Origin of the sequence: Rhizobium sp. Leaf371, assembly GCF_001424045.1 — a bacterium.
Taxonomy (GTDB): Bacteria; Pseudomonadota; Alphaproteobacteria; order Rhizobiales; family Rhizobiaceae; genus Ferranicluibacter.
Map to the genome: position 1 here is coordinate 366,082 of NZ_LMQB01000027.1, position 12,972 is coordinate 379,053.

Consider the following 12,972-nt stretch of genomic DNA (forward strand, 5'->3'; position numbering starts at 1 on the left):
TCGGGGCCGACGCCGAAGAGCACGCAAGACAGAGAAAACCCGCAGCGCCGGCCGGCCCTGCGGGTTTTTCGTTTCAAGCGGCTTCAGGGTCGAGCGATTTCAGGCTCGAGCGATCTCAGGCCCACGCAAGTTTAGGCCCAAGCAAGGTCAGGCAAGAACCGCCAGCAGCAGAAGCGCCACGATGTTGGTGATCTTGATCGCCGGGTTCACGGCGGGGCCTGCCGTATCCTTGTAGGGATCGCCCACCGTGTCGCCGGTGACCGACGCCTTGTGGGCCTCCGAGCCCTTGAGGTGGCGCTGCCCGTCCTTGTCGACGAAGCCGTCCTCGAAGCTTTTCTTCGCATTGTCCCAGGCGCCGCCGCCGGAGGTCATGGAGATCGCGACGAAGAGGCCGTTGACGATGACGCCGAGAAGCGACGCGCCGAGCGCGGCAAAGGCCGAGGCCTTGGAGCCGGAAAGCGCCAGCACGCCGAAATAGACAACGATGGGCGCAAGCACCGGCAGCAGCGACGGCACGATCATCTCGCGGATCGCCGCCTTGGTCAGCATGTCCACCGCCCGCCCGTAATCGGGCTTGTCGGTGCCGGCCATGATGCCCGGCTTCTCGCGAAACTGCCGGCGCACCTCTTCCACGACGGAACCCGCCGCCCGGCCGACCGCCGTCATGGCGATGCCGCCAAAGAGATAGGGGATCATGCCGCCGAAGATCAGGCCCGCGACGACATAGGGGTTGGAGAGGTCGAAGGAGATCGTTCCGACATCGGCATAGTAGGGATACTTGTCGCCATTGGCGGCGAAGTATTTCAGGTCGTTGGCATAGGCTGCGAACAGAACCAGCGCGCCGAGGCCGGCCGAGCCGATCGCATAGCCCTTGGTCACCGCCTTGGTGGTGTTGCCGACGGCATCCAGCGCATCGGTGGACTTGCGCACCTCCGGCGGCAGATGCGCCATTTCGGCGATCCCCCCGGCATTGTCGGTGACCGGGCCGAAGGCATCGAGCGCCACGATCATGCCGGCGATGCCGAGCATGGCCGTGACCGCGATGCCGGTGCCGAACAGGCCGGCGAGTTGATAGGTCGTGATGATGCCGCCGACGATGACGATGGCGGGCAGCGCCGTCGATTCGAGCGACACCGCAAGGCCCTGGATGACGTTGGTGCCGTGGCCGCTAACGGAGGCCTGGGCGATGGAATTGACCGGCCGCTTGTTGGTGCCGGTATAATATTCGGTGATGACGACGATCAGCGCGGTGACGACGAGGCCGAGAATGCCGCAGACAAAGAGGGCGGCACCGGTAATCTCCTTGCCGTCGACCGTGCCGATGACGCCCCAGCCGACGGTGACCGTCGTCGCAAGCGCGAGCCCGACGATCGACAGGAGGCCGGTGACGATCAGGCCGCGATAGAGCGCGCCCATGATCGAGCCGTTGGAGCCGAGCTTGACGAAGAAGGCCCCGATGATCGAGGTGATGATGCAGGTGCCGCAGATGGCGAGCGGATAGATCATGGTGGAGGCGAGCTCCGGGCTTCCGGCAAAGAAGATCGCCGCCAGCACCATGGTTGCGACGATCGAGACGGCATAGGTCTCGAACAGGTCGGCCGCCATGCCGGCGCAATCGCCGACATTGTCGCCCACATTGTCGGCGATGGTGGCGGGGTTGCGCGGATCGTCCTCGGGAATGCCGGCCTCGACCTTGCCGACGAGATCGCCGCCGACATCCGCGCCCTTGGTGAAGATGCCGCCGCCGAGACGCGCGAAAATCGAGATCAGGGACGCGCCGAAGCCGAGCGAGACGAGCGAATCGATGACCTCGCGGTCGCCGGGGGCATGGCCGAGCCCGGCGGTGAGGACGAGATAATAGATGGATACGCCGAGCAGCGCGAGGCCCGCCACCAGCATGCCGGTGATGGCACCGGACTTGAAGGCGATGTCGAGGCCGGCGGACAGGCTGACGGAGGCCGCCTGCGCCGTGCGCACATTGGCCCGCACCGAGACATGCATGCCGATGAAGCCGGCCGCGCCCGAGAGGACGGCCCCGATCAGGAAGCCGATGGCGGCCGTGCCCGAGAGGAGCACCCAGGCTGCGACGAAAACGATGGCGCCGACGATGGCGATGGTGAGATATTGCCGTGCGAGATAGGCCTGCGCCCCTTCCCGGATATAGCCTGCAATTTCCTGCATGCGGGCATTGCCCTGATCGGCAGCCAGCACGGACCGCGTCGCCCAGATGGCATAGGCCACCGAAACCAGCCCGCATAGAATTACGCCCAGTAGAACAATCATGTCGGATGTTTCCTCCCTTGAAAGGCCGGCAGGCATCGCCTCGCCAAAGCCCCGTCTCCGCTCCCGCCGCGCCTCCTCACGCAAAACGGGACCGTCGCCAGATTGCGGCGGCAGCATGGCAAGGTCAAGCGGGCTTCGCGTCGAGACTCCTGCAACTTGGAAAAGCCAACCCCTTGGGTTATCTTGGGGCGATGGTCACAGTCCTCCGACAGTTCGGCATGCGCTTCGTCATTTATACCGCCGATCACGAGCCGCCTCACGCGCATGTGGTCGGAGACGGGGAAGCGCGCATCGACATCGAGAGCCTTGCCGTGATCACGCAGGGGAATATGTCGGACAGGGACGTGCGCCGCGCGGTCGCCGTCATCGAAGACAACCGGCAGCTGTTCCTCGACACATGGAGACGATATCATGGCTGACGTTACCGACGCCGAACTGACAGAGGCGAAGCGCCGCTGGGAGGCGGAACGCGCCGAGCGGCCTGTGGCGACAGGCGTCCGCTTCGACGCGGCCTCCGAGCGGATCGTCGTGGATTTCACGAACGGCGCATCGTTCCTGTTTCCGGCCCGCGCCCTCGAAGGCCTGCAGGATGCGCCCGCAGACCAGTTGGCGGAGGTCGAACTTCTTGGGGAAACCGGACTGCACTGGGAAAGCCTGGATGTGGACTACACGATCGCGGGCCTGATGAGCGGCATCTTCGGAACGAGGGCTTTCCTGGAGGCGCAGCGCCGCGGCGGACAATCCCGCTCGCCGGCAAAGGTCGCCGCAAGCCGGGCGAACGGCAAAAAGGGCGGACGCCCAAAGACATCCGCCCCAAAACGAAGCCACGTAAAATCCTGAAAACCCTACTTCCGCACGTCCGTGCGGAACTGCCGGGCGATGCGGTCGAGGACGGCGTTGACGAGCTTCGGCTCGTCTTCCTCGAAGAAGGCGCGGGCGATCTCGACATATTCGGTGACGATGACGGCGACGGGCACGTCCTTGCGCTCGGTCAGCTCGAAGGTGCCGGCGCGCAGGATGGCGCGGACGGTCGAATCGAGCCGCGACAAGGCCCAGTCGTCCTGCAGCGCCGCGCCGATCAGCGGATCGAGCTTGCGCTGGTCGCGCACCACGCCCGAGACGATGGAGCGGAACCAGGAGGCATCCGCTTTCAGATAGGTGTCGCCGTCGATTTCCTGGCCGAGGCGATGCGTCTCGTATTCGGCGACGATTTCGAGCACGCCGGTGCCGCCGATATCCATCTGGTAGAGGGCCTGCACGGCGGCAAGACGCGCGGCGCCACGCTGGTTTGCCTGCTTAAGCGGCGGCGTCTGTTCGGTCGGGGTGCTCACTGTTCGCCTCCGAGCTTGGCTTTCAGCGCGATCATCGTCAGAGCGGCGCGTGCGGCAAAGCCGCCCTTGTTGCCTTCCGACTTGCGGGCCCGGGCCCAGGCCTGCTCATCGTTCTCGACGGTCAGGATGCCGTTGCCGATGGCAAGGCTTTCGCTGACGGTCAGATCCATGATGGCGCGGCAGGACTCGTTGGCGACGATGTCGAAATGGTAGGTTTCGCCGCGAATGACCATGCCGAGCGCGACGAAGCCGTCATATTCGGTGGCGCCGTTGTCGATGCCGTCGAGGGCCATGGCGATCGCGCCGGGGATTTCGAGCGCGCCGGGCACGGTCACGACGTCATAGGTGGCGCCGGCATCCGTCAGCGCGGAGGTCGCGCCGTCGAGCAGCGCATCTGCCATGTCGTCGTAGAAGCGGGCCTCGACGATGAGGATATGGGGCTTGCCGCTTTCGGCCATCGGTTCACCTGTCTCGAGATAGACGCAAAAAGAAATGTGGAAATCGCCGGTCGCTTGGCCGGCAGAGGCACGGGTCAAACCACGGCGGGGCTGGAATGGCAAGCCTTTTCCATGCCGCCTGACGCAGGGCAGCTTTGCGATGCGCGCGATTCGCCTTTAAGAGGGAGATCATGCACACCATACCGACCCTCGAGACGAACCGCCTCATCCTCCGCCCCTATCGCCGCGACGACTTTCCCGCCTATGCGAACCTCTTTGCCGAACAGGAGGTCGTACGCTTCATCGGCGGCGTGACGTTCTCGCGGGAACAGGCCTGGACGCGCTTCCTGCGGCAGGTCGGCATGTGGCACTATTTCGGCTTCGGCTTCTTCGCGCTGCAGGACAAGGAGAGCGGCGCGTTCATCGGCGAGGCCGGCTTCCACGATCTGCACCGCGTCATCCAGCCGTCGCTCGAAGGCACGATGGAGACCGGATGGGCGCTCTCTCCGGCCGCCCACGGCCGGGGCTATGCCACCGAGGCGGTGTCCGCCGCACTCCATTGGGGCGAGCGGACCTATCCGAAGGCGCGCCGCACCTGCATCATCGACCTTTCCAACACGGCCTCGCTGCGCGTCGCCGCCAAGCTCGGCTTTCGCGAGACGGCACGCACCGTCTATCACGGCGCGCAGGTCATTCTCTGCGAACGGCAGCTCTCCGACCGCCAGGCAGGAACGCCTTAAGGGGCGTCAGATGGTCTTTGCCGGGAAGTCTGCGAGACGTGCGGCGTAGCGCGCCATCGTGTCCACCTCGAAATTGACGCGGTCGCCGGCCCGGCGCTCGCCCCAGGTGGTGACCTCCAGCGAATGGCGGATCAGCAGCACGTCGAATTCCGTGCCGTTGACGGCATTGACCGTCAGCGACGTCCCGTCCAGCGCGACCGAGCCTTTTGGCGCGACGAAGCGTGCGAGATGCTCGGGGGCGTTGAGGCGAAACCGCGTCGCCTCGCCTTCCGCCTCCACCGACAGGATCTCGGCCGTGCCGTCGATATGGCCGGACACGATGTGGCCGCCCAGTTCGTCGCCGATCTTCAGCGCCCGTTCCAGATTGATGCGCGCACCGGCCGACCAGCCGGCGATCGTCGTCAGCCGCAGCGCCTCTTCCCAGGCTTCCACCTCGAACCAGCGTTCGTTCGCCCCTGCCTCGGGCAGCGCGGTCACGGTGAGGCAGACGCCGGAGTGCGAAATGGAGGCGCCGATGTCGATGGTGGCGGGATCATAGGCCGTGGCGACCCGCAGCCGGACGCCTTCATCGAGCGCCGTCACGCTCTCGACCTTGCCGATGTCAGTCACGATGCCGGTAAACATCAGGGGGTCCTCTCGTAGATATCCAGATGGTCGGGTCCAAACGCCTCGCCAGACATATGCATGAATGACGCCGGCACAAGCCCGGGGCGGATCGGGGATGCGATCCCCTCAGTGCCGATCCCCTCCATGCCTATCATGGGCGTGCCGATCGTGGGCGTACCGGTGAACAGCAGCAGGCGATCGACCATGCCGGCATTAAGGAACGAGGCCGCGGTACGAGCTCCGCCTTCCACCAGCAGCGAGGACAGGCCGCGGCTGGCGAGCGCCGGCAGCAGCAGATCGAGCCGGCGCGGGTCCCATTCGAGCACTTCGACGCCGAGCGCCGACAGCGCGTCGGCCCGGCCCTGCCGAGCCCGTGCCTCGATATTCCCGTCGTCCGACGACAGCACGCCGGCCACCGCGATGACCGGGACCGTGCGTGCCGAGCGCGCCAGCTTGCTCCCCGGCGGCAGCCGCAGATCGGCGTCGAGCACGATGCGCACCGGCGAGCGATGCTCAAGGCCCGGCAGACGCACCGTCAGTTCCGGATCGTCGGCCAGCGCCGTGCCGATGCCGACGAGGATGGCATCGGTGCGGGCGCGCAGATGCTGCACATAGGCCCGGCTTTCCGGCCCGGTAATCGTCACCTGCCCTTCTCCCGCCGCTCGCCCCCGCACGCCGATCATGCCGTCGCGCGACAGCGCCAGCTTCAGCGTCACATGCGGACGGCCGAGGCGCTTGCGCAGGAGATAGGCTTCGAGCGCGCGCTCGCCTTGCGCCGCCAGCACGCCCGTTTCCACCGAAATGCCGGCCTCGCGCAGCATGGCGATGCCGCGACCGGAGACGCGCAGGTCGGGATCGACGACGGAGACGACGACGCGGGCGATGCCGGCGCGGATCAGCGCCTCGGCGCAGGGCGGCGTGTGGCCGTGATGCGAGCAGGGTTCGAGCGTGACATAGGCCGTCGCGCCGCGGGCCGCCTCGCCGGCCTGCGCCAGCGCCTGCGTTTCCGCATGCGGCCGTCCGCCGGGCGCGGTGACGGCGGCGGCAATGATCCGGGGGCCCTCCGCTCGACCCTCCCCGGAGCCCTTCCCGTCATCCCGCATGATCAGGCAGCCGACCGAGGGGTTGCTGCCGGTCAAGCCGAGATTGCCGGCACCGACCGCGATGGCCTGCGCCATCAGCTGCTCGTCCGCCGGCACGCCGGAGGCCAGGCCGACGCCGTCCACGCCGCCCGCATCGTCGCCCGCATCGTCAGCGGCATCGTCGTCCATCTGGTCGTCGGGGGGCGTCATGTCCGCGGTTCCGGTCAGGCGCCGGGGTCGCGGGCGATCTTGGCCGAGAGTTCCGCCATCACCTTCTCGAAATCCTCCGCATGGGAGAAATCGCGATAGACGGAGGCGTAGCGCACGAAGGCGACGTCATCGAGCCCTTTGAGCGCTTCCAGCACCTGCAGGCCGATTTCCTCCGACGCGATCTCGCTCTCGCCCGAGCTTTCCAGCCGCCGGACGATGCCGGAGACGGCGCGCTCGATCCGCTCGCGCTCGACCGGCCGCTTGCGCAGCGCGATCTCGAACGAGCGCAGCAGTTTTTCCCGGTCGAAAGGGGCCTTCCGACCGGTCTTCTTCAGCACCATGAGCTCGCGCAGCTGCACGCGCTCGAACGTCGTGAAGCGCCCGCCGCAATCCGGACAGATGCGGCGGCGGCGGATCGCCGCGCCGTCTTCGGCAGGCCGGGAATCCTTGACCTGGCTGTCTTCCGATCCGCAAAAAGGGCAGCGCATGCCGTGACAGCCTTACAGGTAGCCGTACATCGGGAAGCGGCCCGTCAGCGCCACGACCTTGTCGCGCACGCCGGCTTCCACCACCGCATTGCCCTCGTCGGAATTGGCGACCTTGAGGCCGTCGAGCGTCTCGACGATCAGGTTGCCGATCTCCCGAAACTCGGCTTCCTTGAAGCCGCGCGTCGTGCCGGCCGGGGTGCCGAGACGAATGCCCGAGGTGACGAAGGGCTTTTCCGGATCGAAGGGAATGCCGTTCTTGTTGCAGGTGATGTAGGCGCGGCCGAGGGCTGTTTCCGCCCGCTTGCCGGTCGCGTTCTTCTTGCGAAGATCGACCAGCATCAGGTGGTTGTCGGTGCCGCCGGAAACGATGTCGAGACCGCCGTCGACCAGGGTCTGCGAGAGCGTCTTGGCGTTCTTGACGATCTGAGCCGCATAATCCTTGAATTCCGGCTTCAGCGCCTCGCCGAAGGCGACGGCCTTCGCCGCGATCACATGCATCAGCGGGCCGCCCTGCAGGCCGGGGAACACGGCCGAGTTGAACTTCTTGGCCAGGTTCTCGTCATTGGTCAGGATCATACCGCCGCGGGGGCCGCGCAGCGACTTGTGCGTCGTCGTCGTGGCCACGTGGCAATGCGGGAACGGCGACGGGTGCTGCCCACCGGCGACGAGGCCGGCAATGTGCGCCATATCGACCATCAGCCAGGCGCCGACCTCGTCGGCGATCTCGCGGAAGCGCTTCCAGTCCCAGATGCGGGAATAGGCCGTGCCGCCGGCGATGATCAGCTTCGGCTTGTGCGTGCGCGCGCTTTCGGCGACCGCATCCATGTCGAGAAGGTGGTCTTCCTCGCGCACGCCGTAGGAGACGACGTTGAACCATTTGCCGGACATGTTGACCGGCGAGCCGTGCGTCAGGTGTCCGCCGGAATTGAGGTCGAGGCCCATGAAGGTATCGCCCGGCTGCAGCAGCGCCAGAAACACGGCCTGGTTCATCTGCGAACCGGAATTGGGCTGCACATTGGCGAAGTTGACGCCGAACAGCTGCTTGGCGCGGTCGATCGCGAGTTCCTCGGCGATATCGACGAACTGGCAGCCGCCGTAATAGCGCTTGCCCGGATAGCCCTCGGCATATTTGTTGGTCATGATCGAGCCCTGGGCTTCGAGCACGGCGCGCGAGACGATGTTCTCGGATGCGATCAGCTCGATCTCGTGGCGCTGGCGACCCAGCTCCTTCTCGATCGCACCGAAAATATCCGGATCGCTGTCGGCGAGAGACCGGTTGAAGAAGACGTCGTTGGCGGCTGCATCGCTCATGATCAGGCTCCTATAGGGCGGTGGCACGGTGTTTATCTCCCTCGCATGCCAAGGGCAACCCGCGCCCCGCGTTTTGCGCCATTTGCCGCGGCGTCTGCGCTGTGGGTGGAGCGCGTGGCGATGCCGCTCGTCGGGGTATCACGCTTGGGGACGAGTCACAGTCGGCATAAGCTGCGTCAGAACGCCTTGGGCAAGCCTGCCTGCTTCAACGTCTCGTTGGCGGTGTGGCGGGATTTGACGCCGTGATCGACCGTGAAATAGCGTTTGGTGATCGGGCTGAACCAGATTTCATGGTCGCCCTTTCCAGCCCTGTGAAAATGACATCCCGCTGCCTCCAGCAGGGCCTTGAGGTCCCGGAGATAGCCGCCCATCAGTAAAACGGGTTCGGAATCTTCGCCACGTGCTCTGCCATGATGTGCACCGGAATTTCCGGCAGATCGGAGGGCGATCCGTTCAGGGCCACGAGATCGGCAACGGCGGCGAGGACCTTCGTTTCGAGTTCCTCCATCGAGCCTGCCTCGACGGCAAGGCCATCGATATCGCGGCTGGTGGCGACCCAGACCGAGGCCTCGGCATCCCATGCCGCCCGAACCAGAATGGGGATCGATTTCATCCGCGCGCTCCTTGAATGGCCTGCCACAACTATGCATCAAGCGACAGCCGTTCAACAGCACCACTCTCAAACAAATATGGCCTCAAACAAAAACGGCCGCACCCTGTCCGGATGCGGCCGTCGAAAGTCTCGCGTCGTTGCCGTGTTACTGCGCCACGCCGCCGTCGAGGCCGCCGGTGACGGGTTCAATGCCGGCGGTGGTCTGGAGGGCCAGTTCCTGTTCGCCGTCCATCTGGTAGATGTCGTCGCGGAACTGGACGACGCCGTCCTTGGCCGCCCAGGCGGTGATGTACTTGAAATAGACCGGCACTTCGACCGCAAGCTTGATCGGGTTGTTCTGGCCCGAGCGGATCGTCGCCTCGATCTGCTGGCGGGTCCAGCCGGGGGTGTCTTTCAGCAGCCAGGTCGTCAGGTCGCGCACGTTCTGGACGCGCACGCAGCCGGAGCTTTCAAAGCGCGCCAGCTTGTTGAACAGGCCCTGCGACGGGGTGTCGTGCATGTATTCGTTGTTCGGGTTGTGGAAGTTGATCTTGGTCGATGCCATGGCGTTGATCTTGCCCGGGTCCTGGCGGAACGTCAGGTTCGGGGCCTTTTCGGCGTTCCAGTCGATCGTTTCCGGCGAGACCTCGTTGCCCTGCCCGTCGATCAGGCGAATAGCGTTCTTCTTCAGATATTCCGGATCCTTGCGCATCAAAGGCACGATGTCCTTCTCGACGATCGAGCGCGGCGCCGTCCAGTACGGATTGAGGATGACCTCGTAGATCTTGGAATTGATGATGTGCGTCGGGCGCGACAGACGGCCGACGATCGCGGTGTGGCGCTGCACGACGCGGCCGTTGTCTACCGCCTCGATATAGGCTGCGGGGATGTTGACGACGACGTGGCGCATGCCGAGATCGCCCGACATGGACTGCAGGCGCACGAGATTGGTGTTCAGCTGCTGCAGGCGGACATTGGCCGAGATGTTCAGCGCCTTCAGCGAATATTCGCCGAGAACGCCATCCGGCGGCAGGCCGTGGCGGGCCTGGAAGCGCTTGACCGCGCCATCGACATAGCTGTCGAAATTGTCGGAGAGGCCGGCGGACTGTTCGAGGTCGCCGGCGGCGATCAGGTGCTGGCGCAGCGCCCGCACGGAGGGGTCGGAGACGCCGAGTTCCAGGCGCTGCGAGGGATTGACCTCGGGCCAGCCGCCTGACGACACGATCTGCTGATACTGGCCAATCGCCGTCTGCGTGTTGTAGATGGTTTCCATGCTGAAGATCGGCGTGTTGGACGAAACGGCGAGCGCCGTGCGCGAGGCCTGCGCGTCGAACTGATCGTCCCAGACGCCGCGGCGGGGCGCATTGATGATATCCCCCAGGGCGTCCTGCGCAAACGCGCCACCGGCCCAGGCGACAGCGCCGAGCGTGGCGGCGGAGCGCAGGAAGGCGCGGCGGCTATGAGCATCGATTCCGTTTTTCTTCGACATGATCCCTACCATCAGATGCTGCGAGGCAATTCCGCCCTCAGCGCTATCACGATTACGGTTAACAAAGCCAAACCCGCTCGCGGCGGGCGCTACACCCCGGCGGAGCCGGTTCGCATCCTGCCCCAACCGGAACGGCCCCGACCAGACCGGCCCCAACCGGACCGGCGTGCACGTCGGCACGCTTCCGGCCCAAGGCACGTCTTCTGGCGAAAGCCTCCAGCGCGCAGATTTCGGCGCCAAAACCGTATGGCCGACCCTCGTTGACAGGCCGGTTTTTCAGCGTTTTACGTCCCATATCAATATGGCCAAACGGTGTCACACAACCAGAGGGCAAGCGCGCCGACAGGCCGGGAAACAAGGCACTGCGTCCTTCCTGCAACAGCCACACAGCCGCGTTTCCCGCGGCCCGCGCGGGCGTCGCGGAAAAGCAGGACGCGTCGCATTCCAGCGGGATCACGACCGTTGACAAGATCGTGTGCCGTCATCGTGTGCCGCCCCGCACGCGCTGCACCCGCCCCATCCCGCTGCGGCTACCGTTTCAGTCCGGCCTCCGGTTGGCAACGCGAAAGGCCGGGCGCCATCCCGCGCCCGGCCTTTTCGAGAGGACCGTTCCAAAAAATCGTCTTGGCCGATCCTTACATGCGATAGGCGATCGAGTCGTTCCAGAAGCGGTCGAGGCGCTGCAGCAGCTTGTTCATCTGGCTGAATTCGTCCGTGCCGATGCCGCCGACCTTGTGGATCGAGCCGATGTGGCGCTCATAGAGCTTGGCGACCGTTTCGGCGATGGCCTGACCGTCTTCCGTCAGGCTGATGCGGACCGAGCGACGGTCGATGCGCGAGCGCTGGTGGTTGATGAAGCCGAGGTCGACGAGCTTCTTGACGTTGTAGGAGACGTTGGAGCCGAGATAGTAGCCCCGCGACCGCAGTTCGCCGGCCGTCAGTTCGGAATTGCCGATGTTGAACAGGAGCAGCGCCTGGACGGCGTTGACGTCGCTGCGGCCCTGCCGGTCGAATTCGTCCTTGATGACGTCGAGCAGACGACGGTGCAAGCGTTCGACGAGGTGCAGGGATTCCATGTAGAGCGAGCGGATCGCGTCTTCCTGCGGGTCCTTGTTGAGGATCGGGTTGCCGGCGGTGTTGGCGGAGGCGTGTGCCTTGAGCTTGCTGTTCATGATGGCGGTCTCTCTCTGTTTGGGTGGCGGTGGTTATGTTTTCCCGCCTTGAGGGAGACACTATCGAATACGTATAAAATTCTACTTAAACCGCAGCCTTAACATGAGCTTACCATTGACGACACCTGTGTCAGGGTGAATCAAACCTTGCAATTCGCCCCTTGCGCATACGCTGGTAGAGGATAATGCCGCGGAACGTGACGAAGATCAGGGCTGCGCTGGCATGCAGGATGAGGATCAGCGGCTTGGCGCCGAAGAGCTCGGGATAGAAGCCGAACATGACGATTTCGGTCGCCGCCGCCACCACCCAGATGACCGGCCCCCAGGACACCAGCAGCCAGAGCCCCAGGGCCGCCACGGGATAGGCGACCGCCAGCGTGGTCGCGGCGACGCGCCAGGGCACGGTCAAAAGATCGAAGCGGCCGGACCCGTTGAAGGAATAGCCGATCAGCAGCGCCCAGTAGTTCAGGCCGAACCAGAAGCACGAGATCGCCACAAGCCGCAGGAAGACGCCGAACAGCGTCTCCGTCACGGAGATCTTGGGAACATGAACAGAATCATCGGACATGCCGGCGACCATAAGCGCGGATGCCGGCAACTGCCAGAGGAGGTGCTGCCGCAGGTCTTGTCAGAGGAGGTTCTGCGAGCGGGGAATTCGAAAGCCTTGAGCGACCGCAGGCCGATGTCCGAAAGCCGGCCGCAAAGGCTTTCCAGCCGTCCGTTCGAAAAAAAGAGCTGCTTTCTTCTCCCCGCGCGTTTTTCCGCGCACCATACTGGCCTCGTCCCGTTATCGGATGCACCGGAAGGCGTTCCGGCGAGGCGGGGCCGGTGCCGATTGTGAGGGGATGACGCACATCCTCATCGTCGGNCACGCTGGGCGTCGGACAAGGAGCGGTCGCGTTCCGCCATCCGCCCGATTTTTCCAGCACCATACTGGCCTCGTCCCGTTATCGGATGCACCGGAAGGCGTTCCGGCGAGGCGGGGCCGGTGCCGATTGTGAGGGGATGACGCACATCCTCATCGTCGGGCTCGCGAAGAGGCCGTCCGCCCTGGGACCTTTCACAAAGGCCTGCGGTGTGGCGATGTCATACAAGAGGCGGCGATCGTTGAAACCGCGATTGTCCTGTGAAACCTGGCAAGGCGGCGGCAAGCCGCGCCGTGACTGCCGGACGCGCTCTCGGGTGAAGCCGAGGGAATCCTCTTCGAGACGGCCGGGCTGCGGGAAAAACC

At 65.1% G+C, this 12,972-nt stretch carries 15 protein-coding genes; 3 read left to right on the forward strand and 12 right to left on the reverse strand.

Going from position 1 to position 12,972, the window contains the following annotated elements; translation table 11 throughout:
• Positions 1 to 147: 147 nt before the first annotated feature.
• Positions 148 to 2,283, reverse strand: a complete 2,136-nt coding sequence (locus ASG39_RS20070) for a sodium-translocating pyrophosphatase (RefSeq protein ID WP_062596694.1) — start codon at positions 2,281 to 2,283, stop codon at positions 148 to 150.
• A 218-nt stretch (positions 2,284 to 2,501) separates the two neighbouring features.
• Here ASG39_RS20070 and ASG39_RS20075 point away from each other — a divergent pair, with 218 nt between their 5' ends.
• Both ASG39_RS20075 and ASG39_RS20080 read left to right on the forward strand, forming a co-directional pair.
• Positions 2,502 to 2,702 (forward strand): DUF4160 domain-containing protein, encoded by a 201-nt coding sequence (locus tag ASG39_RS20075; RefSeq protein WP_244481277.1) that lies wholly within the window; start codon positions 2,502 to 2,504, stop codon positions 2,700 to 2,702.
• On the forward strand, positions 2,695 to 3,123 hold the full coding sequence (locus ASG39_RS20080) for a DUF2442 domain-containing protein (protein ID WP_062596696.1): 429 nt from the start codon (positions 2,695 to 2,697) through the stop codon (positions 3,121 to 3,123). The genes ASG39_RS20075 and ASG39_RS20080 overlap by 8 nt, the downstream gene beginning before the upstream one ends.
• Before the next feature lie 5 nt (positions 3,124 to 3,128).
• Here ASG39_RS20080 and nusB read toward each other — a convergent pair whose 3' ends face one another.
• Entirely contained in the window at positions 3,129 to 3,614 is a 486-nt protein-coding gene (gene nusB, locus ASG39_RS20085; protein WP_062596697.1) for a transcription antitermination factor NusB, read from the reverse strand.
• Positions 3,611 to 4,072: a 6,7-dimethyl-8-ribityllumazine synthase gene (gene ribH / locus ASG39_RS20090; protein WP_062596751.1), complete on the reverse strand. Its 462-nt coding sequence runs from the start codon at positions 4,070 to 4,072 to the stop codon at positions 3,611 to 3,613. The genes nusB and ribH overlap by 4 nt, the downstream gene beginning before the upstream one ends.
• A 170-nt stretch (positions 4,073 to 4,242) precedes the next feature.
• Between ribH and ASG39_RS20095 the strand changes: the two genes are divergently transcribed.
• Positions 4,243 to 4,791 carry a GNAT family N-acetyltransferase gene (locus ASG39_RS20095; RefSeq protein WP_062596698.1) on the forward strand — a complete coding sequence of 183 codons (549 nt, stop codon included), beginning with the start codon at positions 4,243 to 4,245 and terminating at the stop codon, positions 4,789 to 4,791.
• Positions 4,792 to 4,797: 6 nt separating this feature from the next.
• Here ASG39_RS20095 and ASG39_RS20100 read toward each other — a convergent pair whose 3' ends face one another.
• The 9 genes from ASG39_RS20100 to ASG39_RS20140 all read right to left on the reverse strand — a co-directional run bounded on the left by ASG39_RS20100 (position 4,798) and on the right by ASG39_RS20140 (position 12,309).
• Positions 4,798 to 5,415 carry a riboflavin synthase gene (locus ASG39_RS20100; RefSeq protein WP_062596699.1) on the reverse strand — a complete coding sequence of 206 codons (618 nt, stop codon included), beginning with the start codon at positions 5,413 to 5,415 and terminating at the stop codon, positions 4,798 to 4,800.
• A complete protein-coding gene (gene ribD / locus ASG39_RS20105; RefSeq protein ID WP_062596752.1) occupies positions 5,415 to 6,575 on the reverse strand; it encodes a bifunctional diaminohydroxyphosphoribosylaminopyrimidine deaminase/5-amino-6-(5-phosphoribosylamino)uracil reductase RibD in 1,161 nt (386 codons plus the stop codon). Before ribD ends, ASG39_RS20100 begins: the two co-directional genes overlap by 1 nt.
• A 128-nt stretch (positions 6,576 to 6,703) precedes the next feature.
• Positions 6,704 to 7,177 (reverse strand): transcriptional regulator NrdR, encoded by a 474-nt coding sequence (gene nrdR, locus ASG39_RS20110; protein WP_062596700.1) that lies wholly within the window; start codon positions 7,175 to 7,177, stop codon positions 6,704 to 6,706.
• Positions 7,178 to 7,189: 12 nt separating this feature from the next.
• Positions 7,190 to 8,488: a serine hydroxymethyltransferase gene (glyA, locus tag ASG39_RS20115; RefSeq protein ID WP_062596701.1), complete on the reverse strand. Its 1,299-nt coding sequence runs from the start codon at positions 8,486 to 8,488 to the stop codon at positions 7,190 to 7,192.
• 176 nt (positions 8,489 to 8,664) lie between these two features.
• Positions 8,665 to 8,859, reverse strand: a complete 195-nt coding sequence (locus tag ASG39_RS20120) for a type II toxin-antitoxin system HicA family toxin (RefSeq protein WP_062596702.1) — start codon at positions 8,857 to 8,859, stop codon at positions 8,665 to 8,667.
• A complete protein-coding gene (locus ASG39_RS20125) occupies positions 8,859 to 9,101 on the reverse strand; it encodes a DUF1902 domain-containing protein (RefSeq protein WP_062596703.1) in 243 nt (80 codons plus the stop codon). The genes ASG39_RS20120 and ASG39_RS20125 overlap by 1 nt, the downstream gene beginning before the upstream one ends.
• Before the next feature lie 145 nt (positions 9,102 to 9,246).
• Positions 9,247 to 10,569 (reverse strand): L,D-transpeptidase family protein, encoded by a 1,323-nt coding sequence (locus ASG39_RS20130; protein WP_062596704.1) that lies wholly within the window; start codon positions 10,567 to 10,569, stop codon positions 9,247 to 9,249.
• Positions 10,570 to 11,204: 635 nt separating this feature from the next.
• Positions 11,205 to 11,741, reverse strand: coding sequence for a MarR family winged helix-turn-helix transcriptional regulator (locus tag ASG39_RS20135; protein ID WP_062596705.1), 537 nt, complete (start codon positions 11,739 to 11,741; stop codon positions 11,205 to 11,207).
• 130 nt (positions 11,742 to 11,871) lie between these two features.
• Complete coding sequence (locus ASG39_RS20140) at positions 11,872 to 12,309, reverse strand: DUF6163 family protein (protein ID WP_062596753.1); 438 nt, start codon at positions 12,307 to 12,309, stop codon at positions 11,872 to 11,874.
• Positions 12,310 to 12,972: the final 663 nt, after the last annotated feature.